A 23,635-nucleotide genomic window follows, 5' to 3' on the forward strand; every position below is an offset into this window, starting at 1 on the left:
CGACATCAGCGGTCATGCCTGCGCATGACCGGCGAAGGCTGGCATGGACCGCATTGGCGCGAACCTCATGGACGCAACAGCATTCAAACTTCTGGCAAGCTTGGCGCTCGGCGCCGTGGGTCTGGCCGGCTGGTGGGTGTTGCGTGCCGCGCCGCGGGCCCCGGGTGAGCGCCTGGCGGCGACGCCGACCCGCGTCGATTCCGTGGTGCCGCTCACGGCCGAGGAGGCCGATGCCCTGCTGGCACCGCACCGGGGCCGCCTGCGCGCGATCCGCGACCGCAGTCGCTTTTCCGCCGTCAGCTTCGAGCGCGAGTGCCTCGGTCTCGTGCGGCGCGTGCTGGCCCACCCGCACTACGCCAACGCCGGCCGCAGCGGCGAGGTCCACACGCTGCTGACCCAGACGTACCACAGCCTGGGCTACCGCCAGGCCATGCTGCTGCCACCGGGTGCTCTGGCCGAAGACATCGAGCCGCGCTCGTACCGCTGGACCTTCGGCGTGTTCGTGGCCGCGATGCTGCACGACCTGCGCTGGAGCGGCGCCTGGGTGGTGGCCGAGCCGGCGGCGCTGCGCGACCTGCTGCGGCCCTGGATGGACGCGCACAGCCTGCAGTGGCTGCTCGAGGACGAGGAGCTGTCGCAGCACCTGCAGGATTTCCTGTCCCAGCCCCAAGGCCACAACGTGCTGCACCACCTGGTGCGCAGCGGGCGCGACGCGACACACACGCTGGAGAGGCCCGCGGCGGTCACGGTCCAGGCGGCTGCAGCTGCCGTGACGCTGCCGCCGCCCGCTGCGGCCGAGCCCGCATCGGTGGACGCACCCGTGGCCGCAATCACATCCGCGGCAGCAGCCTTGTTGCCCGCGAACGCAGCCCCGCAAGAACCCGCCACGACGGCAGCCGACGACAGGCCCGAACCCACCCGCGCCTCACCCGCGCCGCACGCACCCCCCGCGACTTCGGGCCCTGCGCTGGCACAAGGCTTCATGCAGTGGCTGACGCAAGGGCTGGCCGACCAAACCATCCTGAGCAACGCGCCCGATGCCCGGGTGCACTTTGCCGCCGACGGCATGGTGCTGGTGGCGCCGGGCATCTTCCAGCAATACGCCAGCGAGCACCCGAACGGGCCGCTCCAGGCCACCCCGCCCGACATCACCGCCTTCGGCAAAGAGGTGCTGCGCGCGGTGTGCGCCGAAGGCTGGCACCTGCGCGGGCCGCAGAACGCCAACATGCACCGCTTCCAGTTCAAGCGCAGCAGCGACGGCAAGACACCCCCCGTGCTGCGGGCGCTGGTGATCCAGGCGCCGCAACGCTTCATCACCACACCGCCACCGCCCCACCCGGGGCTGTCGCGCCTGATGTAAGGAGGCCCTGTGAGCTACCCCATCGACAATCTGTTGCGCCAGCCCGTCGAGTTCGGCGCCGCCTTGGTCTCGTTCTGCTCGGCGCTGGCCTTGATGCTGTCCTACCCGTCGTTCGCGCTGCCTGCGCTGCCCGCGTTCGTGCTGGGCGCCTTGCTGGTGCTGCATGCCGCGTGGCGCACCAACCAAGGCCTGCGCATCGTTCGCTACCGGCGTGGGCTGGAGCAACCCCGCCCCTACCTGCTCACGCCTGACGAATTGCCGCGGCCCGCTCAGCAGACCTTCCTGGGCCGGGGCTTCCGCTGGACCGCACGCCACACGCAGCGCTGGTACGACCTGCAGCGCGAACTCTCGCGCCTGGACGGCCGTGACGCGCACAAGCGCAGCGCCGACTCACTGATGACACGGGTGCGGCGCGATGGCCTTGCCACCACGCTCGTCGGCCTGCTGATCCCGGCCATGAGGCCGGCGCGGCTGTCGACCGCCCAGGAACTCGGCGGTTCGCTCGGCATGCACGGCGTCGAGCCTGACGAGGAAGAGGTGGGCCTCAACGTGTCGGAGCGACCGGGGCACGTGCTGGTGGTGGGCACCACGCGCGTGGGCAAGTCGCGCCTGCTGGAGGTAATGGCCAGCCAAGACATCCACGCCGGCCACGTCGTGATCGTGCTCGACCCCAAGGGCGACTTGGGCGTGCTGCAGCGCCTGTATGCCGAGGCCGAGCGCAGCGGGCGCAGCGACAGCTTCTACTTCTTCCACCTCGGCTACCCGGAGCTGTCGGCGCGCTACAACCCGATCGGCGACTTCACCCGCATCACCGAGGTGGCCGACCGCATCGCCAACGGCGTGCCCGGCGAGGGCAGCGCGAGCAGCTTCAAGCAGTTCGTGTGGCACTACGTCAACGGCACCATGCGCGGCGTGGTCGCGCTCGGCGAGCGGCCGAGCTACAAGAACCTGCGCCGCTACCTGAACGACAGCGACGCACTCACCGTGCGTTACATCGAGTGGTGGCTGGACCGTACGCGCGAGGCCATCGGCTGGCGCGAAGACATCGAAGCGGCGCGCACCGACCTGCGCGCAAGCGGCATCGACAAGGAGCTGCGCGAGCGCAGCCCGCGCGCGGCCAAGCTGATCGCCTACATGCAGCGCAAGAAGCTGCAGGACGACGTGGCCGAGTCGCTCATCTCGGTGATCTCGCACCCGCGCTCGCATTTTGAGAAGCTGGTCGCCTCGGTGCGGCCCCTGCTCGAAAAGCTGACCGGGGGCAAGGCCGGCGAGCTGCTGTCGCCCGACTACACCGACCCCACCGACCTGCGCCCGGTGTTCGACTGGAGCACGGTGATCGGCAACGGCGGCATCGTCTACGTGGGTCTGGACGCGCTCAGCTCCAGCAGCGTGGCCGCGGCCGTGGGCAGCGCCATGTTCGCCGACCTCACCAGCGTGGCCAGCCGCATCTACAAGCGCGGCATCGACGACGGGCAAAGCAGCGCGCTGCCCGCGCGCAAGCTGTGCATCCATGCCGACGAGTTCAACGAGCTGATCGGCGAAGAGTTCATCCCGATGATCAACAAGGCCGGCGGCGCGGGCTTCCAGGTGGTGGCCTACACCCAGACCGCGGCCGACATCGAGGCCAAGATCGGCACGCCCGCCAAGGCGCGGCAGATCGAGGGCAACTTCAACACCCGCATCTACATGCGCGTGCTCGACGACGCCACCGCCCAGGGCTTCATCCTGCGCCTGAGCGAGGTCTACGTGGCCAGCATGACGGCCGTCTCGCGCGCCGGCGACTCCAACGACGCCGAGGAGTTTGCCGAGTTCACCAGCAGCAACGAAGACCGCCTCACGCTCGAGAAGGTGACGGCGCTTTCACCCGCCGACCTGGGCCAGCTGCCCAAGGGCCATGCCTTCGCGCTGCTGAACGGCGGGCAGCTCTACAAGCTGCGCATCCCGCTGCTGGCCACCGAGGGGGACCCGCACTTCCTGGCCAGCGCCACCGACATTGCGCGGCGCCTGGCGGCGCGCTACGAAGACCCGGCCCGGCCCGCGCACGCGCACTCACCTGCCCTGGGAGCCACCGCACCATGAGCGACACCATCCTGCTTCCCAACCGGCAGCTTGCCGCGGCCCTGCTGTCTCCGGTGCGGCTGGTGCTGACCGTGGTCATGGGCATGGCCGCGCTGCTGCTGGCCTTCTGGTGCCTGTGCCTGTGGCTGTACTTCAGTGCATGGCACCGCGACACCGCGGCCCTGGCCTCGCTGTTCGACGCCGCCCTGCGCGACATCGCGCCCGGCCGCCCGCTCGCGCACATGGGTCGCGTGGCGCAGGAACTCACGCAGTGGCTGCACCAGACGCTCTTCGTCGCCACCGGCCTGGAGTCGATGGCCCAGGACCCGACACCCGCGGCCGCGGCCTCCGAGCTCAACCGCAGCCTCGGCCGCGTGATCGGCGTCACCGCGCCGGTGTTCCAAGTGGTCTTCGTGGCCACGCAGGTCTTCGGCGTTCGCCTGGCCATGCTGGTGGGCATGCTGCCGCTGCTGGGCCTGCTCTACCTGGTGGCGCATGCCGACGGCCGGGCCGAGCGCGCCATCCGCCGCGCCTGCGCGGGGCGCGAGTCGGCCAGCGTCTACCACCGCACCAAGTACTTCCAGTACGCGCTCGTGGGCTCCTTCCTGATCACCACCCTGTGCCTGCCCCTGCACGTGAACCCGGTGCTCACGATGGTGGGCTTCGCGCTCGGCATCACGGTGCTCGCGCGGGTGCAGTGGACGTACTACAAGAAGTACATCTGAGTTACATCGCTCGCCACAGCATCTGGGTTCAAACACCTCTTCACCAGCGCGCGAAAACATTGCAACGAACTGAAACCAGACCAGCATGCAGATTCAAGAGTTGTTGGTGATAACGCGCGCTTTCAGGGGGGTTTGGACACCTGTGGTCACGCATCCCAATGGCCCGATACGGTCGCAGCATGTGCGTTCTATCGAACGGCCTCAGCGCCACCGAACATTCATCCTCGTCATCGACCAAGCGAATCGCGTCAGCTTCGATGACAAGCGCAAAAAGCGCGTGCTGCAAGCAGTTCACAAGCCGCAGCTGCACGAAAACAGAGACGTCGTTTCAAGGGGTAAACAGCATGCACGAATCAGCACATTCCAACCTCACCGCATCGGGCGGCCAGGCCATCTTTCCCATCGAGAAGGACGACACGCTTGGTCGCCTGGTGGCCTTGTTTCTGCATAACCGACTGTTCGGTGGCATGTCGACCAAGGAACGCGCTTCGCTGAAGGACATGGGCTGGGAGGACAGCCTGGTCAGCGAGATGAGCACCATGCCCATCAACGACGTGGCCAAGATCCTGAGCGGCTCCAGTGCATGCCTGGGGGTGGTGATCGACCACAAGAAGGCCGCCGCGGTGGTCAACTCGTACCGCGCCCTCAAGCGCGACGAAACCGACCTCGACTTCTTCATCCTGAACGGCGCCACGCCGGCCCTGGTGCGAACGCTGTTCCCCAAGGTCAGCGCGCGCGTGATCGCGCAGCACCGCAAGCGCCTGGGCTGCGAGTCGCGCGGCGGGCGCCCGCCGCTGCCCGAGCCCGAGACCACCTACGCGATCTACCGCTGCTGGAAGACGCTGTGTGCGCAAGAGCCCAGCGCACGCCTGCGCTACAGGCGCCTCAAAGAGCATTTCCCGCATTTCTCGCTGGCCACGCTGTGCGCAGCCATCGAGTCCACCTGACCTACACACACATGCGCCGCCGGCGCAGGAGGCATCCACCATGAGCACCACCACACCACCGATCAACGGCGTCCACCCCGCGTCCTCCCCCGTGGGCCTGCCGCTGCACGGCCTGAGCGCCATGCACGAGGCCGATGACGAACTCGACGTGCTGGAGCCGGTCCACGTGGCGGCGGCCCCGACGCTCGGTCGCGCGCCCAAGGCGCCGGCTCGGCACCGGATCGATGTGGGCGACCTGGTCGACGAAGACCAGGACAAGATGGTGATGCACACCAAGGAGGCGATGTTTCTCTTTGCCGGCCGTGCGCATGACTCCAAGAGCCAGGTCTCGGGCATCGTGGGTGGGCGCCGCGCCGCCGCCGCGGCGCGCTCGATCTGGCTGCTGTCGAGCAACGACAACCCCTATGCCGACTGGGGCCTGATCTCCACCAGCGCCGCCATCGAGACCGCCGGCCAGCTGATCGACGAAGCGACGACCTCGCGCGAACAGGAGATCGAGGCCTGCAAGAAGCGCGGCCTGAGCCTGTCGGTGCAACGCTCCAAGCAGCCGGCCGAACTGGAGATCGGTTTCCGCAGCCCCTATGGGTACGCCATCGCCGAACTGGTGCTGCGCTTCGACTACTTCGTGCGCTTGGTCAAGACCCTGGTACGCAAGGACCGCATGACCGAGACGCAGGGTCGCGAGTTGATCACCGGGGTGCGCCGCAGCTGCCGCTCGGCCTTCGAGGTGGCGGTGCGCTTCGAGCGTCACCTGGCCCGGCCCGAGCTGCGCAAGCTGTCGCGCAGCGACTTCCTGCCCCATGCCGACGACGAGGCGCGCGCGCGCATCAACACCGTCGTACAGGCCTACGGCGAGGTGCCACGCGACGTCTTCACCGGCAAGCAGCGCCCGCGCCACTCACGCCGCCGCGAACGCCTGAGCGAACAAGAGCTGCGCCTGCTGTCCGAGCTCAAGCTGAGCGCCGACGCGCCGGCCGAACAGGACACCTCGACCCTGCTCTGAACTGGCACCGAGCCGACCCACCCCATGGAACTGACCATCCTGATGCCCTGCCTCGACGAGGCGCGCACGGTCGGCGTGTGCATCCACAAAGCACACGCGTTCCTGCGGCGTGCCGGCATCCACGGTGAGGTGTTGATTGCCGACAACGGCTCCACCGACGGCTCGCAGGAGATCGCACGGGCGCTGGGTGCGCGCGTGGTCGACGTGCCGCGCCGCGGCTATGGGGCCGCGCTGATCACCGGCATCCAGGCCGCACGCGGGCGCTGGGTGGTCATGGGCGACTCGGACGACAGCTACGACTTCAGCCAGCTCGATGCCTTCGTCGCCGAGCTGAGGCACGGCACGCAGCTGGTGATGGGCAACCGCTTCCAAGGCGGCATCGCGCCGGGCGCCATGCCGCGGCTGCACCGCTGGCTGGGCAACCCGGTGCTGAGCACCGTCGGCCGCGTGCTCTTCGATGCGCGCGTGCGCGACTTCCATTGCGGGCTGCGCGGCTTCCACCGCGAGGACGTGCTGTCGCTGGGCCTGTGCTGCAGCGGCATGGAGTTCGCAAGCGAGATGGTGGTCAAGGCGTCGCTTCAGGGCCTGCACATCGCCGAGGTGCCGACCACGCTGTCGCCCGACGGGCGGGGCCGGCCACCGCACCTGCGCAGTTGGCGCGATGGCTGGCGGCACCTGCGCTTCTTGCTGCTGTTCAGCCCCAGCTGGCTGTTTCTCTACCCCGGCCTCGCGCTGCTGTGGCTGGGCGGCCTCGGGCAGGCGGTGCTGCTGCAGGGGCCGCTGCCGGTGGGCAAGGTGGTGCTCGACGTCCACACGATGCTCTATGCCGCCGGCGCCTCAGTGATCGGGCTGCAGCTGGTGGCGTTTGCGGTGTTCGCCAGGGTCTTCGCCGCGGACCACGGCTTCTTGCCGCTCACGCCACAGATCGCGCGCTTTGCGCGCTGGTTCTCGCTAGAGCGTGGCCTGGTCTGCGGTGGCCTGATGGTGCTGTTGGGGCTGGGCCTCTCGCTGATGTCGGTCGCGGCCTGGGACCACAGCCAGTTCGGCCCGCTCGACCCTCGGGTCGGCATGCGCCTCGTGATCCCGGCGCTGGCCTTGCTGCTGGCCGGCATGCAGGTGCTGTCGGCCTCGCTGTTCATGGGCGTTCTCGGCCTGCGCGAGCATGGCCGCGCGGCCACGGTGCCCGGCGCCACGCACTGGCCCGGGCTCGCGCCTCAGCCGCGCGCCACCAGGTAGTACTGCGCCCCCAGCGGCACGCGGCGCAGCCAGCGTTCGGCCGGCCGCGCGAACGCCAGGGCGCGCGGGAAGAACATGCGGTACACCAGGCGCGCCTGTTGCCAGCCGGCCGCCTGGGCACTGCGCAGCAGCGCGTGGCCGCGCACCAACTGCGCGTTCTCGTCGAACTCGCAGGTGCGCACGGCCGACACGGTGAGCGGGTTGAAGGGGTTGTGCTCGAACACCACCAGCAGCCCGCCGGCCCGCGTGACGCGGCGCAGCTCGGCCAGCCAGGCGATGTGCTGCGCATGCGGGATGTGGTGGAACACGCAGGCTGAGAACGAGAGGTCGAAGCTCTCGGTGCCAAAGGGCAGCTGCAGGGGCACCGTGATTTCGCGGTAGCGCGCCGGGGCATGGGGGAAGCGCGACTGGCTGACCGCGAGGCTGCGCGCCGACACGTCGGCGCAGGTCAGCTGCGCCTGCGGGAACAACGCCCCGAAGTGCGGCAGCGAGTTGCCAATGCCCGAGCCGAAGTCGAGGATCTCGCTGGCCTGCACGCCGTGCGCGCGGGCCTCTTTCGCCGTGTCTTCGACTTTGTAGCGGGCAAAGAACTCCGGAGTCTCGCCCGAGGCCGCGATGTTGCGCGCGTGCAGCTGCGCATACGCGTCGGCGACGGCGTCGAACTCAGCCTTGTCCATGGGCGAGCGTGGGCTTGGCGGGGTACACGCCGCAATCGCGCTCCGACACCAGAGGCGGTGCGGCAGACCACGCGCGTGCGCCACCGCACAGCACCACCCCTTCGGCATCGGCAGGGACAGGCTCGGTGGTCGGCTGCACCACCACGGAGTAGCCCTGTCGCCTGAGCACTTGCGCGTAAAAAAGCGTGGGCGCCATGTAGTACACGCCTTGGCTGCTCGGGTAGCCGGGGTGCAGCACCACCAGCTTGCGCAGCCCCGCCGCACGCAACACCGGTGAGCGAAGAAAGAGACTGTAGTGATCGCGTTCGTCTATGGCCGACACCTGGGCCAAGTGATGTTGAACCACCAGATTGTTTGCCAGCGCCAGCGCGCCCATCGCCACGCACAACCCGCCGAACACCTGCGCCGGCCGGTGGTGTGCGGCAGCGGCGCGCCGGATCAAGTCTTCCAGGCCGAGGGCCACCAGCATGGCCAGCAGCGGGTAGAGCGGCATGGTGTACCAAGGCAGCTTCGTCTTCGCGAGCGAGATCACGGCCAGGTAGAACAGGCAGAGCACGCCAAAGTAGGCGGCCAACCGGCGCCGCTCACCCTTGCCGCGCCAGGCCAACCACACTGCCGCACCCAGGCCGGGCAGCAGCCAGATCGAGCGGTCGAAGCGGAACAGGTAATCCCACGCATGGCCTTCGTGGCCGTCCAGCACGGTGTTGAAGCGGCCCAGCAGGTCGTTGGCCTGCGCCATCTCGAAGTAGCCTGGATCGACCCGCTCGCGAGCGAGGTAGTAACCCACTGCGACCAGCAGCACGCTGGCCGCGCTCGCGTGCACCGCGCGGCTGCGCAAGATGTGCGGCAACCGGCCCTGCCAGGCGGCAGGGAGCAAGAGCGCGGGCAGGAAGATGAGGCCCTGAATGGTCTTGGTCATGAAGGCCAGCAGCACCCACAGCGTGCACAGCGCCAGCCACTTGGCACGGTCGGCGCTGCGCCCGTGCAAATAGAGATAGGCCGACATCAGGAAGGCGGTGGTGCACAGGGTCAGCATGGCGTCGTAGTCGCCCGCGCGGGCCCCGTGATGAACCATGTAGCCCGAGGTCATGAGCAGCACCATCACGCTGGCAAAGCCTACGGTGGGCCGGCGCAGGCGCAGGCTGCAAAAGCCATAGACCAAAAGCGCGGTGGCCAGCGAGGCGAGCGCCGAGGGCAGGCGCACGGCCCATTCGGTGGCGCCAAACAAGCGGATGGCCACAGACATCAGCCACACCACGAGCGGCGGCTTGGTGTTCCAGTGGTCGGCCAGCCCATCGAAGGTGGTGACGAGCGAGAGCCCGCTGTGCGCCATTTCCAGTGCGTTGTTGGCGAGGCGCGATTCGTCCCAGAGGGCGAGGGGCCGATCACCCAACCGATAGAAGAGCGACACCGCTGCGATCAACGCGGCGGACACGGGCCAGGCAGAGTGCGCAATGCGCAGTGAACTGTCAGCGCGAAACGCGAACCACCGGTAGCCGGCGTACGACAGTGCTGTATAGACCGGCATGCCGGCCAGCTGCGCCACATAAGCGTCGACACCCTGTCGCACCAGCAGCAGTACCAGCGCAAGGTTGAGCCCATAGGCCACGCCCAGCACGATCGCGGCCTTGGGCAGCGCAGCCGCCAACGCACCGCGGTGCTGGAAGGTCCAGCTGCGGTTCAGCCCGAAGCCGCACACCAGGCCCGCCCCGTAGCCCACGGCGTTGGCGCAGGCGTCGCCGAAGCCCCCGGACGCCTTCATCGCAAAGATGATCGTGAGCGACAGCGCGGCACATGCTGCGCCAACCAGCAGGAACCGGGCAGCGCTGTGGCGGCGCATGCACGCCCATGGGCCGGCGGCCACATTGCTCATGACCCGTGCGTCTCGGGCGCGGCACGTGAGCGTGCGGCAGCTGCAGGCAGCCCCGATGTGCCGAAGCCTGCCGTGCGGTCAATGAAGAAGCGCGGCCGCGCCTTCACCTCGCCATAGATCTTGCCGAGGTAGGCGCCGACGACGCCCATGCAAAGGATTTGCATGCCACCGAGAAAGGTCATGGGCAGCACGGTCGATGCCCAACCGGGCACCGCATCGTGGGTGAACAAGGCCACCCACAGCACCCACGCCGACACCGCCATCGCACCGGCGAACACGGTCACGCCGAGGATGGTGATGATTTGCAGCGGCACGGTCGAGAACGAGGTGATGGCCTCGAGCGCCAGGCCCAGCATCTTGGCCAGCGGGTACTTGGACTGACCGGCATAGCGCTGCTTGCGCGCATAGGCGACGGTGGTGGTGCGAAAGCCGATCAGCGGCACGATGCCGCGCAGGTACAGGTTGGTCTCGCGGTACTCGCGCAAGGCCTCGATCGCGCGCCGGCTCATCAGTCGGAAGTCGGCGTGGTTGTGCACCAGCTCCACCCCGAACAGCGCAAGAAACCGGTAGAACAGCCGTGCGCTGTGGCGCTTGAAGGCCGTGTCAGTCGAGCGGTCGCTGCGCACACCGTAGACGATGTCGCAGCCGTTCAGGTGCTCGTCGACCATGCACTCGATGGCGCCCAGGTCGTCTTGCAGATCGGCGTCGATGGTGACGACCGCGCTGCCGTCAACGGTCATCAGGCCGGCGAACACCGCATTCTGATGGCCTCGATTGCGCGACAGCTTGATGCCGCCTACACGCGGCCGGGTGGCGGCTTCTCGCTCGATCAACGCCCAGGTGTTGTCGCGACTGCCGTCGTCGACGAAGGTCACGTGGCTGTCAGGCCAAATCTTCTCGGCTTCAATCAAGCGGGCCAGCAACGCATCGAACTGGCGCGCCGATTCAGCGAGAACGGCTTCTTCGTTGTAGCAAGGCACGACGATGTGGAGCTTCATCATGAAGGCGGGTCCGGGGCATGCGCGGTGAGGCAGGAAAGGGCTGACCGGCGGTGGCAAAACGACAACTGATTGGCGACGAACCTCAGCTCCCAATGCTGTTCGCCTGGTTGCGTTCGGGCTGAGGTATCGAAGGCCAGCGCTGGGCTTCGATACCTCACCCCGAACGGAGCTGGTCTGAGGTTCGTCGCTAATCCGGAAACGATAGGGGAGCGGGTTTCGCGCTGTCAACAACAAACCCCGCGCGTCAGGCGTGCGCGACGCTGCGGTTTGTCGGAGTTTTCCGTTGCCGCGCGGTGTTCACACGGCTAACTTGGGCGCAGCCGTTTTCGCGTTTTCGACCAACCGACATCACAGACGATCATGTTCGACCGCTCACCCGCTCCACCCGCGCCACCCCCTTCTTCAGACGCCAAGGCACTTGCCAAGGCGCTGGAGGCGCAGCGCAAGAAAGCCGAGCAAGCGCAAGAGAAGAAGGCCGAGGCCGTGCGCATAGCGCAGATGGCCCAGCTGGCCCTGAAAGACAAGACGCGGCTCCACCCCGCGGCACTGCCCAGCCAGCGCGCGGCCATCGGCTCACGCCAAAGCCTCGCGCCCACCATTGCGCACGATGACGTGATGCCAGTCAACGCATCCGAGCGTGGCCACAACCTCACACGGCCGTCGACACCGCGTGGCTTCCTGGACCCTGAAGTCGAACCCGCGGATTGACGCGAGGCAAAGCGGGCGCTAGCGGTGCGGCATCCAGTCCACGCTGCTCGCCCGCCCCGGCAAACTCAGCGCGGCCGTGGCCGGCGCCATGCGCGAGACCACCTCCCCACGCCGCACCACCGCGAGGCGCGCCGCGCGCAGGCGTATCGCCTCGACCGGGTCACGCGCCTGCAACAGCACGAAGTCGGCGTTGCAGCCCACCTGCAGCCCGTAGCCTTCGAGCCCGAGGATCTTCGCGGCGTTCACGGTGACGGCCTCAAAGCAGGCGCGCATCTGCGCCTGCGAGGTCATCTGCGCCACATGCAGGCCCATGTGGGCCACTTCGAGCATGTCGCCGCTGCCCAGCGAATACCACGGGTCCATCACGCAGTCGTGGCCGAAACCGACGGTGACTCCAGCCGCCATCAGCTCGGGTACGCGGGTCATGCCACGTCGCTTGGGGTAGGTGTCGTGGCGGCCTTGCAGCGTGATGTTGATCAGCGGATTGGCGATGGCGTTGACTTGTGCTTCGGCGATCAGCGGGATCAGCTTGCTGACGTAGTAGTTGTCCATCGAGTGCATGGACGTGAGGTGCGAGCCGGTGACGCGGCCGTGCAGCCCGAGGCGTTGCGTGTGGAAGGCGAGTGTCTCGATGTGACGGCTCAGCGGGTCGTCGCTCTCGTCGCAATGCATGTCGACGCGCAGGCCGCGCTGGGCGGCCAGCTCGCACAGCAGCTTCACGCTTTCGGCGCCGTCGGCCATGGTGCGCTCGAAGTGCGGGATGCCGCCGACCACGTCGACGCCCAGGTCGAGCGCGCGCTTGAGGTTGGCCAGTGCCGTGGGTGAGCGCAGCACGCCGTCTTGCGGGAAGGCCACCAGCTGCAGATCAAGATACGGCTTCACGCGCGCCTTCACCTGCAGCAAGGCCTCGACGGCGAGCAGCCGGTCGTCGCAAACATCCACATGCGTGCGTATGGCGAGCAAGCCCTTGGCCACCGCCCAGTCGCAGTACTGCATCGCCCGCTCTACCAGCGCCTCTTGCGTCAGCAGCGGCTTCAACTCGCCCCACAGCGCAATGCCTTCGAGCAAGGTGCCGCTCTGGTTGACGCGCGGCAAGCCGTGGCTGAGCGTGGCGTCCATGTGGAAATGCGCGTCGACGAAGGGCGGGCTGAGCAGCAGGCCTTGCGCGTCGAGCACCGGCGTGCCTTCGGGTGCCACGAGTGCGCTACCCATGGCTGCGATGCGGCCGGCTTGCGCGAACACGTCGACAGCCTGCGTGCCGTCGGGGAGCGTGGCGTTGCGTACGAGCAGGTTCATGGTCTTCGCTCCTGGGTCTGGGGTGATTCTGGCTTACGCTTGGGCCCTTCCTCGCGACTCAATGCAAGAGACGTTCCCATGACGATCACCAAACGGCACCTGCTGGCGGCACTGGCCGCCAGCCCCTTCATCACCACGCGCGCGTGGTCGCAATCGGCCTGGCCGAGCAAGCCCGTGCGCCTGCTGGTGGGCTTCCCGGGTGGCTCGTCACCCGACCTGATGGCGCGCGCGCTCGCCGATGGCCTGGCTCACGCGCTGGGGCAGCCGGTGGTAGTGGACAACAAGCCCGGTGCGTCCGGCAACATCGCAGCCGACCAACTGGCCCGCGCCACCGACGAGCACACGCTGGGCGTGCTGATCAACGGCAACCTGACGGTGGCCAGGCTCGTCAACCCCGCCACGCCCTTCGACCCCGCCAAAGACTTCGCCCCCATCTCGCTGCTGGGCACCGCACCGCTGGTGCTGACCACCACCCAAAGCGCCACCGGCAGCTCGCCCGCCGAGCTGCTGCAATGGGTGCGCGCCTTGGGCGACAAGGCCAACTACGGCACGCCGGGCAACGGCACCGTGAGCCACCTGGGCATGGAGTTGCTCAAGAGCAGAGCCGGCCTCGCCGCAGTGCATGTGCCCTTCCCCGGCAACCCGCAAGTCACCAATGCCTTGCTGGCGGGGCAGATCCAGCTGTCGCTGCTGCCGCCCGGCATTGCGATGCCGCAAGTGAAGGCGGGCAAGCTGAAGGCGATTGCCGTCACCTCGCCCACGCGCAGCGCGCTGGCGCCCGATGTGCCCACCCTGCGCGAAGCCGGCGTGAACGGCACCGATCTCGAAGTGTGGACGGCGCTGGTCGGCCCGGCGTCTTTGCAGAAGCCCATCGTGGCCCGCATCTCGGCAGCACTCGCCGAAGTGATGAAGCTGCCCGAGACCCAAGCTCGCTTGCTGACCATCGGCTGGCAGCCAGTGGGCAGCGAGCCCGAGGTGCTGGCCCAGCGCATGAAGGCCGACCTGGCGCTGCTGGGCGAGATCATCACGTCGCGTGGGATCAAGGTCGACGGCTGACACCTCATCCGCCACAAACGCAAGAAAGGGCGCCGCGGCGCCCTTTCTTGTTTCAGCGCTGAAGCGCGCTTACTTGGTGACAGCAGCCTTCACGTCGGCCTTGCCCTCGGCCTTCACGGCTTCGGTCTTGACCTGGGCTTGCGCCTTGTCGGCAGTGGCGTCAACCTTGGTCTTCTCGGCCTTGGTGTCGGCCTTGATGGCGGTCTTGGCTTCCTTGGCGTCGGCCTTGGCCGTGACCTTGTCGGCCTTGGCATCCATCTTCATCTTGTCTTCGGCATCAGCCTTGGCAACCTTGGCGTGGGCCTTGGTCTTCTTCTTGGAAGCGGTGGCGTGTGCGTCGGCCTTGGTGTCGGCGGCCTTGGCATCGGCCTTGACCATCTTGGCGTCAGCCTTGGCATCGACCTTGGCTTCCGAGGCCATGGCCTTGGTGGTGTTCTTTTCAGCCTTGGCTTCGGCCTTCATGACGGCCGGGGCCGAGGCTGCGACGGGCGTGGTCTGTGCCATGGCAACAGAAGCGAAGAAGCCGGCGAGGAGGGTGGCGAGCAGTTTGTTCATGAGGATCTCTTTCAGTGGTAGTGGAGCTCAGCCGTGTTGTTGACCGAGCGTGCATCCCTAACGCGCGCCGCCCGCTGCCTGTTGACGGTAAAAATTACCGATCGCTGTGGGGTGGTCGCGCTCAACCATGACCTGCCACGTCATGGACGCCGAACACGCGCGACGAGACCATGTGCCGCACACACAAGGAGAAAACACATGGAAAGCATCAACCTCGTCCCACTCGCCGTCGGCCACATGATCGGCCTGGGCGCCATAGGCTCCTGCCTCGGCGTGGGCGTGATGGCGAGCAAGTACCTCGAAGCCTCGGCCCGCCAGCCCGAGCTGATGGAGCCGCTGCAAGGCAAGGTGTTCCTGCTGGTGGGCGTGCTCGACGGCGCCTTCATCATCGCAACCGGCATCGGCCTGTGGTTTGCCACGGCCAACCCCTTCAAAGGTTGACCGGCCCGCTGCTCACCCGCGGCGTGGTGCGAGTTCGGTGCTCCAAAGCGATTGCCCGTCGAGCCCGCGCAGGTGCACCGTCATGGCCGCGGTCTTGCCGTCGATCTGCACCTCACCAAAGAACTGCAGGCCGGCACTGGGCGGCAGGTTGGTCTGGCCCACCGCGGGTGCCTTGATGTAGCGCACCTCGGGGCCGAACGTGTTGTCGAGTGCGTTGGGCCCGAAGCTGCCAGCATGCAAGGGGCCGCTGACGAATTCCCAGAACGGCTCGAAGTCGTGGAACTGCGCGCGGCTCGGGTCGTAGTGGTGTGCTGCGGTGTAGTGCACGTCAGCCGTCAACCACACGGTGTTGCGGATGCGCTCGCGCTTGATGAAGGACAGCAGCTGGGCGATCTCCAGCTCACGCCCGAGCGCCGGGCCGTCGCCATTGGCCACAGCTTCAAACTTCATGCGCCCCTCGGCGTCTTTGCCATCGGTCACTTGCAGGCCGATGGGCATGTCGCTCGCGATCACCTTCCACACCGCGCGGCTGCGCTTGAGTTCGTCGCGCAGCCACGCCAGCTGCTCACTGCCGAGGTACTCTGATTCGGCGTCGATGCTGCCCTGGCGGTTGTGGGTGTTGGGGCCGCGGTAGCTGCGCATGTCGATCACGAACACGTCGAGCAGCGGGCCGTAGGGGATCTTGCGGTACACGCGCTGCTCTTCTTGCTGCCCATGCCAGCGCATCGGCGCGTTTTCGAGAAAGGCACGCGCGCCGCGCGCCGCCAACAGGGGCACGCTCTTCTCGGTGTAGCGCTTGTCGGCCGAGAGATCTTTGCTGCCTGACCAGTTGTTGCTGACTTCATGGTCGTCCCACTGCCAGACCTGCATCACCTCGCTGTTGAAGCGTCGCACGTGCGCGTCGAGCTGGTTGTAGCGGTAGGCGCCGCGAAACTCTTTCAGCGTCTCGGCGACCTTGCTCTTCTCTTCGGTCAACACGCTGTTGCGCCAGACGCTGCCATCAGTGGCCTTCACTTCGGCGGTGATGGGGCCGTCGGCATAGATGGTGTCGCCGCAGTGGATGAAGAAGTCGGGGTTGCGCTGGCGCATGGCCTCGTAGATCTTCATGCCACCGAACTCGTCGCTGATGCCGAAGCCCTGGCCCACGGTGTCGCCCGACCACAGAAAGCGCACGTCGCGCCGGCCCGCAGGCGCGGTGCGCAAGTGCCCGGCCATCGGCTCGGACAAGCCGCCGCCGGCCAGGTCTTCCCACTGCACGCGGTAGAAGATGTCTTGCTGCGGGGGCAGGCCGGTCAGGTCTATGCGGGCGCTGAGGTCGGTGACCTCCAGCGCATGCGGCCCGCGCACGCGCTGCGATTGCGCAAAGCTGGCGCTGGTCGACCACTCCACCCACATGCGGGCCGGCTGGTCGGCGCGCGCCCAGACCATCGCGCGGTCGGCCAGCACGTCACCGCTTTGCACGCCTGACGGGAAGCCCACGCGCTGCCCGGGCGCCGCCACCAGCGCGGGGGCCTGCGCATGGGCCAGGATGGCGGGCAAGCCGCCGGCAAGGGCCGTCGACGAGGCAATGACGAACTGGCGGCGAGGTTGGCTGATGCGGCTCATGGGTGTGGGGCGGCTGTTGGACAAAGCCGCATGCTGGCGTGCCCGCGTGACAGCCGTGCGACGGCGGCACAGCGCTGTCCTACAAGACCTTGGGGCGACAGATGACTTCCCATCAGAGGGCAAGAGCCCTAGGCTTGCCGGCATGGGAGCACTTGACCGACTGATTGGGCGGGCCGCGCTAAAGCCTTTTGCCAAGGCCTTGCCGCCCATGGGCGACACCGAGCGTGCCGCGCTCGAAGCCGGCACGGTGGGCTTCGAGGGCCAGCTCTTCGCCGGTGCGCCCGATTTCGACCTGCTGCGCTTCATGGGGCCCAACAAGCTCACGGTCGAAGAGCAGTCTTTCCTCGACCACGAGGTCGTCACGCTCACCAGCATGCTCGACGACTTCGCCATCGACCAGGCGCAAGACCTGCCGCCAGAGGTGTGGCACTACCTGCGCATACACAAGTTCTTCGGGATGATCATCCCCAAGGAAAACGGCGGCCTGGGCTTCGGCCACTTCGCGCATGCGGCGGTGGTGACGCGCATTGCCACCGTCAACGTGGCCTGCGCCGTGACGGTGATGGTGCCCAACTCGCTAGGCCCCGCCGAATTGCTGCTGCACTACGGCACCGATGCGCAAAAGCAGCACTACCTGCCGCGCCTGGCCGACGGGCGCGACCTGCCCTGCTTCGGGCTGACCTCTCCCTACGCCGGCTCTGACGCGGCGTCCATTCCCGACCGCGGCGTGCTCACCGAGCGCATGGTCGACGGGCGCGCCGTCAAGGGCTTCATGGTGCGCTTCGACAAACGCTACATCACGCTCGCGCCCGTGGCCACGGTGGTCGGCCTGGCGTTCCAGGCGGTAGACGAAAGCCTGCCCGAAGACCAGCAGCTGTTGGGCATCACCTGCGCGCTGATCCCGGTGCCCACGACCGGCATGGAAATCGGGCGCCGCCACCGGCCCATGGACTCGGCCTTCATGAATGGCCCCATACGCGGCCACGACGTGTTCGTGCCCATGGACTGGATCATCGGCGGCGAGAAGCAGGTGGGCCAGGGCTGGCGCATGCTGATGGAGAGCCTGGCCGCGGGCCGCGCGATCTCGCTGCCGGCGCTGGGCTCGGCCATGCAGCAGACCACGCTCTTCGTGATGAACGGCTACGGCCAGATTCGCGAGCAGTTCGGCTTGCAGATCAGCAAGTTTCACGCGATCGCGGGGCTCATTGCCAACACCGCTGCCCGCCTCTATGCCACCGACGCCGCGCGCCGCTACACCGCCGCGGCGCTCGATGCCGGCGCACGCCCGAGCGTGGCCAGCGCGATTCTGAAGGTGCACCTCACCGAGGCGGGGCGCAAGGCGGTCAATGACGGCATGGACATCCTGGGCGGCAAGGGCATCATCAGCGGCCCGAAAAACCTGCTTGGCGTGGCCTACCGCCAGGCGCCCATCGCCATCACCGTGGAAGGCGCCAACCTGCTCACACGCGCGCTCATCATCTTCGGCCAGGGCGCCGTACGCTGCCACCCGCATGTGCTTGACGAGATGGCGGCGGTACAAGCCAACGACCCCGAAAAACTCGGCAAGGCCTTGCTCGGCCACGCGGGCCATGTGCTCGCCAACCTCTGGCGCAGCGTGGTGCACGCGCCGGTGCTGGGCATGCCGCCGGAAGAGTTGTTCAAGGAAGCGCAGCTCATTGCCAGGCTGTCGGCCAAGTACGCGCTGAGCGCCGACCTGGCCATGGGTTTGCTCGGCGGCAAGCTCAAGCGCATGGAGCTTTTGTCAGCGCGCCTGGGCGATGTGCTGTCGTGCCTCTACATGGCCTCGGCCAGTGTCTGGCGCTACGAGGTCGAGGGTGACCCGAAGATGCTGCCGTTCGCGCGCGCCGCGATCCGGGTGCAGCTCGACCAGGCCGCCGCCACTTTGCGCGACCTCTATGCCAATCTGCCATCGGCGGCACTGCGCATGGCCGCCCCGTTGCTGCTGCATGGCACGCGCCACTTGGCGCCGCTGCGCGACCGCGACCTGATTGCCTTTGCCGACACCTTGCGCGACGACCCCTCGCTCATCGCGCGCCTATGCCCTGATGTGTCTCGCCCCCGATCGGGTGGCTTGCTCGACCTGATGGACGCGCTGGAATGCGCCCGCGCGGTGGGCGATGAGCTGCCCGAGCTCAACCAGGCGCTCAGGCGCACGCATTCGCTGGAAGCGGTGGCGCGGCAAGCGCGCAACCCGGCCGCGGCGTCAGCCTATCTGCACGCGGCCGACAAGGTGATCCAGGTGGATGACTTCGGGGATGACACTCGGGCCGACGCCAAAGCCGGCACCCGAGAAGCACTCAAGCCATCGAGCGGCGGCAGCGCGCAATCAGCGCATCGGCAATCTGCTTGACCTCGTGGCTGCTCACCGTGGGCAGCTGGCCCGTGGTTTCGAAGCACATGTTGGCCAGCGCGTCTTCCATCACCCCCCACACCAAGGCGGGGTGGCCGTCAAAGCCCGCATCGGGGCAGTTGAGCAAGGCGCGACGCAGCATCTTGGCGTGCACGCGATAGGTCAAGGGTTGCATGGGCACGCGGCCCGATTCGATCGCTTCTAGCTTGTGGGCCAGGCTGTCGACGTAAAGATGGCGGCCCTCTCTGGGCTTGGCGGATTTCAATGCACGCTCCCGGGAGTTTGCGAAACTCGATGGCCGTACCTTAAGCAAACCCCGCCCACACCGATCGGTCGATCAAACTGGATAAACCGGCGGTTCTTTGCCGGTCACACGCCGTCTGTCGACAGCGCCTCTTGGCAGTGGAAGGGCAGCACGATGCCTTGCGACGCATCTTGTACCGCCCACGCCCGAATTTGCGGGGCATGCGCGCGCACGCCGCCGAAGATCGTGGCAAATGCCACGTCAGCCGCATCTCTGCCGGTGCCAAAGCGCACGAAGGCCATGGGAATGGCGGTGCCCGAGGGGTCGAAGATGTACCAGCGGTCGCCCAAATACACCTCCACGTAGGCATGGAAATCGGGCGGCCCCAGCACCGGGTCGGCGCCGTAGTCGGTGCCGGTGGCAAAGCGCGCCGGGATGTTGACCGCTCGGCACAGCGCAATCATCAAATGCGCAAAATCGCGGCACACACCGACCTGCTCGATCAAGGTGTCGACCGCCGAGGTGTTGGAGTTGGTGGTGTTCGAGCTGAAGCTCACGTGGCGCTTCACCCAGTCTTGAATTGCGCGCACGCGGCTGTGGCCTTGCCACATCTGCCCAAACTCGTTGATGGCCATCTTCACCAACCGGTCAGACTGGCAGTAGCGGCTCGGGTAGATGTAGCCAATCACCTCGGGGGGCAGGTTGCGCACCGGCACCTCGGCCAGCTGCGTCGGGTCGGCGCGGTGGTGCTCCATGTCGACTGTGGCCATGTACGACAGCTTCAGCTCGCCCGGCAAACCGCGCAAACGCATGTAGCGGTTTCCGGTGACGGGGTCGGTGTGGATCTGCGGGGTGACCGGCTGGCTCAGCACCAGGCTCTCTGACGAGATGGTCTGGCGCGGTGTGTGGGCGGCGTGGATGTTGAAGACGAAATCGGCGCCGCCCTGGTCGATCTCATAGGTCAACTCGACGTGCAATTCAATTCGGATCATGTGTGGGGCTCCTGGACTACGCTGCTATGCAATGCGCTCCGGTGCGACACGCTCACGGCCGGAGTATGCGCGCCAACATTAGCGGCGCAGGCACGCCCCATGCTCCATGCAAGGCCTGCGCCAAGACGGCCCCGCGCCCACCCTCCTCTAAGATCAGCCCGATGACCGAAGCTCTGCTGCTCACCGCCACCCAAATCTCCACCTTCGACGGCACGCGCCTGCTCACACGTGCCAGCGGCTTCTTTTTCGCGCGCGACGAGCGGCTGTTTCTCGTGACCAGCCGCCACGTCATGCTCGACAAGCCCAGCAAGCACTTTCCCAACCGCATCGAGATCGAGCTGCACACCGATGCCGACAACCTCACGCGCTCCACCGGTTTCTCGGTGCTGCTGTACCAAGATGGCAAGAGCGTGTGGCACCAGGGCAAAGACCCGGCGGGTGAGATCGACGTGGCCGTGATCGAGCTCGACCGCGCGGCGCTGCCCGCCTCGGTCGTGCTGCACGCCTTCACGCCCGACCATCTTCAGGCCTCGCTCAGCGAGATCGAGGTCGGCGCGGCACTGTTGATCGTGGGCTTCCCGCTAGGCTTTCACGACACGCTGCACCACCTGCCGGTGGTGCGCCAGGCGGTGATCGCCTCGTCGTTCGGCTTGCGCTTCCAGGGTCAGGGCCTGTTCCTCACCGATGCGCGCACGCACCGCGGCACCAGCGGCGCGCCGGTGGTGATGCGCGCGATGCGCGCGCCGGCCACACAGCAGCCCGAAGGCGACCTGCCCTGGAAGCTGCTGGGCGTGCACTCGGCGCGCATGGACATGCGCAGCCGCGACCGTCAGCAAGACGAGTCGCTGGGGCTCAACAGCGCCTGGTACGCCGACATCTTGCTCACGCTCACCGAGGCGGGGGGCCCGCCGGCGGTGGCGGGCTTGGCGGCGCCGCGTGGTCTCGGTCAGGGCGATGCCACGGATCAACGTGTGTCATCAGATTGAGCACGCGGTGGTGCCGCATCACGTTTTGGCGCGCCGCCACCGCAATGTCATGGCCGGCTTCCACCGTCAGGGTGGCATCGACCTCGATGTGCGCGTCGACGACGACCATGTCGCCCATCTTGCGGGTGCGCAGCTCGTGCACACCGCTCACGCCCGGGGTGTTGACCAGCGTGAGGCGAATCGCTTCTAGCTCGGCCTCATCGACGGCGCGGTCCATCAGGTCGTCGAGCGCGGCCCAGCCGAAGCGCCAGCCCATGCGCCCCACCAGCAAGCCCACGATCAGGGCCGCGATCGGGTCTAGCAGCGGGTAGCCGGCCAGGTTGCCGACGATGCCCACACCCACCACCAGCGACGAAGCGGCGTCTGAGCGGGCATGCCAGGCGTTGGCGACCAAGAGGCTCGATTTGACCCGCTCAGCCACGCGCAGCATGTAGCGAAACAGCAGCTCCTTGGCGACCAGCGCCACCCCCGCCACCCACAGCGCCGACACGTGCACCTGCGGTATCGACTGGGGCGCCTGGAGCTTCAGAATCGCCGACCACAGCATGCCCGCGGCCACGGCCAACAACAGCACACCGAGCAGCAACGAAGCGGCAGTCTCGAAGCGCAGGTGGCCGTAAGGGTGCTCGGCATCGGCCTCCTTCTGGCCGTGGTGCTTGGCAAACAACACCGCAAAGTCAGACAGCAGATCGGACAGCGAATGGATGCCATCGGCCACCAGTGCCTGCGAGCGCGACAGCAAGCCCACCGCGATCTGCGTGCTGCTCAGCGCCAGGTTGACCCCTACGCTGACCCAGGTGCTGCGCAGCGCCGCCACGGCGTGCTGCGCGCTGTCTTCTTCGTGAGAGGGAATGAACTGCATGGCGGGCGGCGACGTACTCGGGTGCCCCAAGTGTCGCCCAGCCTGCCCCACGCTTTCGGCTTAGCCTGCATCGCCTTGGACAAAGCATCGTGTCTTGCACTGCACCGGCTCGTGGTTCTGCGCTGTACCGCCGGTCTCAATTGCCACGTCATCGATGGATGCAAGAAAGCCCGTCGGAAATGGTGTCGGCAACTTGTTGACTCTTGTCGGACCGAAATCGCACCCAAACAAGCAATCTGTTTTTCTGTCGGCCGCGTGGGCGCGTGCCGCGTTAAGCCCGGACACGCGCCCGTTTCGTGGCGCGCTGGAGACTCATATGAACTTGCCCTCACGACTGTCCGTGCTCATTCTCGCGGTGGCGGCCACCTTGCCGCTGACCGTGGGCACGTCTGCCTACGCGCAGACGGCCGCGACCGCGACCGTGACCGCCGACAGCTTCGGCGTTGAACAGGTGAGCGCCCTGACACCCGGCACCGAGCTGGCCTTCAGGCTCTCTGCCACGCCGGGGTCCGAAGTCTCACTGCAGATCGGCGGTGCTACCGCTGGCGTGCGCCTGTACGAGGTCCGGCCCGGAGTCTACGAAGGCGACTACACCGTTCGCACGCGTGACCGGCTGACGGCGACCAGCCTGGTGACGGCTCGCATCGCGCGCGATGGCCAGGTGATGAATGCCACGCTGGACCAGTCGCTGCTGCGCGGCGCGCCCAGCCCGGTGCAGACGGCACGCATCGGGGCCTTCTCGGTCAATGCGCCGGAGCGCATCCGTCCTGGCGATGAGCTGAATTTTTCCCTCTCCGGTGTGCCCGGTGGCACGGCCCGGGTGGCCGTCGAGGGCATCACCACCAGCATGCCCCTGACCGAGGTCAGCCGCGGCTTGTACGAAGGCAGCTACACCGTGTCCCGCAAAGACCGTCTGCGCGACAAACTGGTCGCCACTGGCTTCCTGAAGGTCGGGCAGAAGGAGACGAGCCAGCGCTTCGTGCGTGACCAAGTGGCGATCACAGACACCTACGGCTGCGACCGCAGTGACCGCAGTGACCGCGGCGACCGCGGTGAGCGGGGCGACCGCGGTGAGCGCCGCGAGGAACGCGAAGGCCGCCGCCCCGACATGATCGGTGCAAGCTGTGGCGCGGTGACGGCCGTCGGCAAGGCCGAGATCGACGAAGAGGGCTCGCGCAATGTGCTGGGCACCGTCGCCGGCGGCGTGATCGGCGCCGTGATCGGCAACCAGGTGGGTGGCGGTTCGGGCAAGAACGTCGCCCGCGTTGTCGGTGCCCTGGGCGGCGCCTACGCAGGCAACCGCATCCAGAACGCCAGGGAGAAGACCACGGTCTACCGCGTCACGGTCCAGATGGACGACGGCAGCACCAAGAACTTCGACCACGCTGTGGACCCGGTACTGCTGGTGGGTGCGCGCGTGAAGATCGTCGATGGCGCCATCGTGCGCCGCTGAACAGGAGACTCCCGAGGGGAATCTCCAGCTTGGCCTGGCGCCGCTGATTTCGCTGCTCGCCGGCATCCTCAGCTGGTGATGCCGCGCCTGCTCAACGACATCGTCGCGCTTCCTGAGCCACGCGACACGGGCGGTGACTGCCGGGCTGGCGCGCGGCAAGCTTTAACTAGCGGCTTGACCCGCGTG

Annotated in this window: 21 protein-coding genes; 12 read left to right on the forward strand and 9 right to left on the reverse strand. The window is 67.4% G+C overall.

Annotated features, from left to right (window positions below; all coding sequences use genetic code 11):
* Positions 1-67 precede the first annotated feature (67 nt).
* From AC30QB_RS07180 to AC30QB_RS07205, 6 genes are all read left to right on the forward strand, one after another.
* Complete coding sequence (locus AC30QB_RS07180; RefSeq protein WP_489545507.1) at positions 68-1,360, forward strand: conjugal transfer nickase/helicase domain-containing protein; 1,293 nt, start codon at positions 68-70, stop codon at positions 1,358-1,360.
* Between the two features lie 9 nt (positions 1,361-1,369).
* Positions 1,370-3,439 (forward strand): type IV conjugative transfer system coupling protein TraD, encoded by a 2,070-nt coding sequence (gene traD / locus AC30QB_RS07185; protein ID WP_489545508.1) that lies wholly within the window; start codon positions 1,370-1,372, stop codon positions 3,437-3,439.
* On the forward strand, positions 3,436-4,143 hold the full coding sequence (locus tag AC30QB_RS07190; protein WP_489545509.1) for an IncC plasmid conjugative DNA transfer DtrJ family protein: 708 nt from the start codon (positions 3,436-3,438) through the stop codon (positions 4,141-4,143). The genes traD and AC30QB_RS07190 overlap by 4 nt, the downstream gene beginning before the upstream one ends.
* 344 nt (positions 4,144-4,487) lie before the next feature.
* A complete protein-coding gene (locus AC30QB_RS07195) occupies positions 4,488-5,090 on the forward strand; it encodes an STY4526/YPO1902 family pathogenicity island replication protein (protein WP_489545510.1) in 603 nt (200 codons plus the stop codon).
* Positions 5,091-5,130: 40 nt separating this feature from the next.
* Positions 5,131-6,093, forward strand: coding sequence for a PFL_4669 family integrating conjugative element protein (locus AC30QB_RS07200; protein WP_489545511.1), 963 nt, complete (start codon positions 5,131-5,133; stop codon positions 6,091-6,093).
* 24 nt (positions 6,094-6,117) lie between these two features.
* Positions 6,118-7,329 carry a glycosyltransferase family 2 protein gene (locus AC30QB_RS07205; RefSeq protein WP_489545512.1) on the forward strand — a complete coding sequence of 404 codons (1,212 nt, stop codon included), beginning with the start codon at positions 6,118-6,120 and terminating at the stop codon, positions 7,327-7,329.
* Here the strand turns inward: AC30QB_RS07205 and AC30QB_RS07210 are convergent.
* The 3 genes from AC30QB_RS07210 to AC30QB_RS07220 are packed head-to-tail and all read right to left on the reverse strand — an operon-like array spanning position 7,308 to position 10,880.
* Complete coding sequence (locus tag AC30QB_RS07210; RefSeq protein ID WP_489545513.1) at positions 7,308-8,006, reverse strand: class I SAM-dependent methyltransferase; 699 nt, start codon at positions 8,004-8,006, stop codon at positions 7,308-7,310. The two genes, AC30QB_RS07205 and AC30QB_RS07210, sit on opposite strands and share 22 nt — an antisense overlap.
* Positions 7,993-9,879, reverse strand: coding sequence for a GtrA family protein (locus tag AC30QB_RS07215; RefSeq protein WP_489545514.1), 1,887 nt, complete (start codon positions 9,877-9,879; stop codon positions 7,993-7,995). The genes AC30QB_RS07210 and AC30QB_RS07215 overlap by 14 nt, the downstream gene beginning before the upstream one ends.
* The gene (locus AC30QB_RS07220; protein ID WP_489545515.1) at positions 9,876-10,880 is read right to left on the reverse strand and encodes a glycosyltransferase family 2 protein; all 1,005 of its coding nucleotides are present in this window, start codon (positions 10,878-10,880) and stop codon (positions 9,876-9,878) included. The genes AC30QB_RS07215 and AC30QB_RS07220 overlap by 4 nt, the downstream gene beginning before the upstream one ends.
* A gap of 360 nt (positions 10,881-11,240) precedes the next feature.
* Between AC30QB_RS07220 and AC30QB_RS07225 the strand changes: the two genes are divergently transcribed.
* Entirely contained in the window at positions 11,241-11,588 is a 348-nt protein-coding gene (locus AC30QB_RS07225) for a hypothetical protein (protein WP_489545516.1), read from the forward strand.
* Positions 11,589-11,606: 18 nt separating this feature from the next.
* On the opposite strand, the gene AC30QB_RS07230 is transcribed toward AC30QB_RS07225, so the two are convergent.
* Complete coding sequence (locus tag AC30QB_RS07230) at positions 11,607-12,884, reverse strand: amidohydrolase family protein (protein ID WP_489545517.1); 1,278 nt, start codon at positions 12,882-12,884, stop codon at positions 11,607-11,609.
* Between the two features lie 78 nt (positions 12,885-12,962).
* Here AC30QB_RS07230 and AC30QB_RS07235 point away from each other — a divergent pair, with 78 nt between their 5' ends.
* Positions 12,963-13,940, forward strand: a complete 978-nt coding sequence (locus AC30QB_RS07235) for a Bug family tripartite tricarboxylate transporter substrate binding protein (RefSeq protein ID WP_489545518.1) — start codon at positions 12,963-12,965, stop codon at positions 13,938-13,940.
* A gap of 69 nt (positions 13,941-14,009) precedes the next feature.
* Here the strand turns inward: AC30QB_RS07235 and AC30QB_RS07240 are convergent, their stop codons facing one another.
* Positions 14,010-14,495 carry a hypothetical protein gene (locus AC30QB_RS07240; protein WP_489545519.1) on the reverse strand — a complete coding sequence of 162 codons (486 nt, stop codon included), beginning with the start codon at positions 14,493-14,495 and terminating at the stop codon, positions 14,010-14,012.
* A 198-nt stretch (positions 14,496-14,693) separates the two neighbouring features.
* Here AC30QB_RS07240 and atpE point away from each other — a divergent pair, with 198 nt between their 5' ends.
* A complete protein-coding gene (atpE, locus tag AC30QB_RS07245) occupies positions 14,694-14,936 on the forward strand; it encodes a F0F1 ATP synthase subunit C (protein ID WP_489545520.1) in 243 nt (80 codons plus the stop codon).
* 12 nt (positions 14,937-14,948) lie between these two features.
* Here atpE and AC30QB_RS07250 read toward each other — a convergent pair whose 3' ends face one another.
* Positions 14,949-16,541: an alkaline phosphatase D family protein gene (locus tag AC30QB_RS07250; protein WP_489545521.1), complete on the reverse strand. Its 1,593-nt coding sequence runs from the start codon at positions 16,539-16,541 to the stop codon at positions 14,949-14,951.
* 142 nt (positions 16,542-16,683) lie between these two features.
* Here AC30QB_RS07250 and AC30QB_RS07255 point away from each other — a divergent pair, with 142 nt between their 5' ends.
* A complete protein-coding gene (locus AC30QB_RS07255) occupies positions 16,684-18,912 on the forward strand; it encodes an acyl-CoA dehydrogenase (protein WP_489545522.1) in 2,229 nt (742 codons plus the stop codon).
* On the opposite strand, the gene AC30QB_RS07260 is transcribed toward AC30QB_RS07255, so the two are convergent.
* The gene (locus AC30QB_RS07260; RefSeq protein ID WP_489545523.1) at positions 18,860-19,177 is read right to left on the reverse strand and encodes a hypothetical protein; all 318 of its coding nucleotides are present in this window, start codon (positions 19,175-19,177) and stop codon (positions 18,860-18,862) included. The two genes, AC30QB_RS07255 and AC30QB_RS07260, sit on opposite strands and share 53 nt — an antisense overlap.
* A gap of 104 nt (positions 19,178-19,281) precedes the next feature.
* A complete protein-coding gene (locus AC30QB_RS07265; RefSeq protein WP_489545524.1) occupies positions 19,282-20,148 on the reverse strand; it encodes a transglutaminase-like domain-containing protein in 867 nt (288 codons plus the stop codon).
* A 161-nt stretch (positions 20,149-20,309) separates the two neighbouring features.
* Here AC30QB_RS07265 and AC30QB_RS07270 point away from each other — a divergent pair, with 161 nt between their 5' ends.
* Positions 20,310-21,134 (forward strand): trypsin-like peptidase domain-containing protein, encoded by an 825-nt coding sequence (locus tag AC30QB_RS07270; RefSeq protein WP_489545525.1) that lies wholly within the window; start codon positions 20,310-20,312, stop codon positions 21,132-21,134.
* On the opposite strand, the gene AC30QB_RS07275 is transcribed toward AC30QB_RS07270, so the two are convergent.
* Entirely contained in the window at positions 21,037-21,996 is a 960-nt protein-coding gene (locus tag AC30QB_RS07275; RefSeq protein WP_489545526.1) for a cation diffusion facilitator family transporter, read from the reverse strand. The two genes, AC30QB_RS07270 and AC30QB_RS07275, sit on opposite strands and share 98 nt — an antisense overlap.
* Before the next feature lie 316 nt (positions 21,997-22,312).
* On the opposite strand from AC30QB_RS07275, the gene AC30QB_RS07280 reads away from it, so the two are divergent.
* The gene (locus tag AC30QB_RS07280; protein WP_489545527.1) at positions 22,313-23,449 is read left to right on the forward strand and encodes an outer membrane lipoprotein; all 1,137 of its coding nucleotides are present in this window, start codon (positions 22,313-22,315) and stop codon (positions 23,447-23,449) included.
* Positions 23,450-23,635: the final 186 nt, after the last annotated feature.

Origin of the sequence: Rhizobacter sp. (assembly GCF_046595475.1) — a bacterium.
Lineage (GTDB): Bacteria > Pseudomonadota > Gammaproteobacteria > Burkholderiales > Burkholderiaceae_C > Rhizobacter.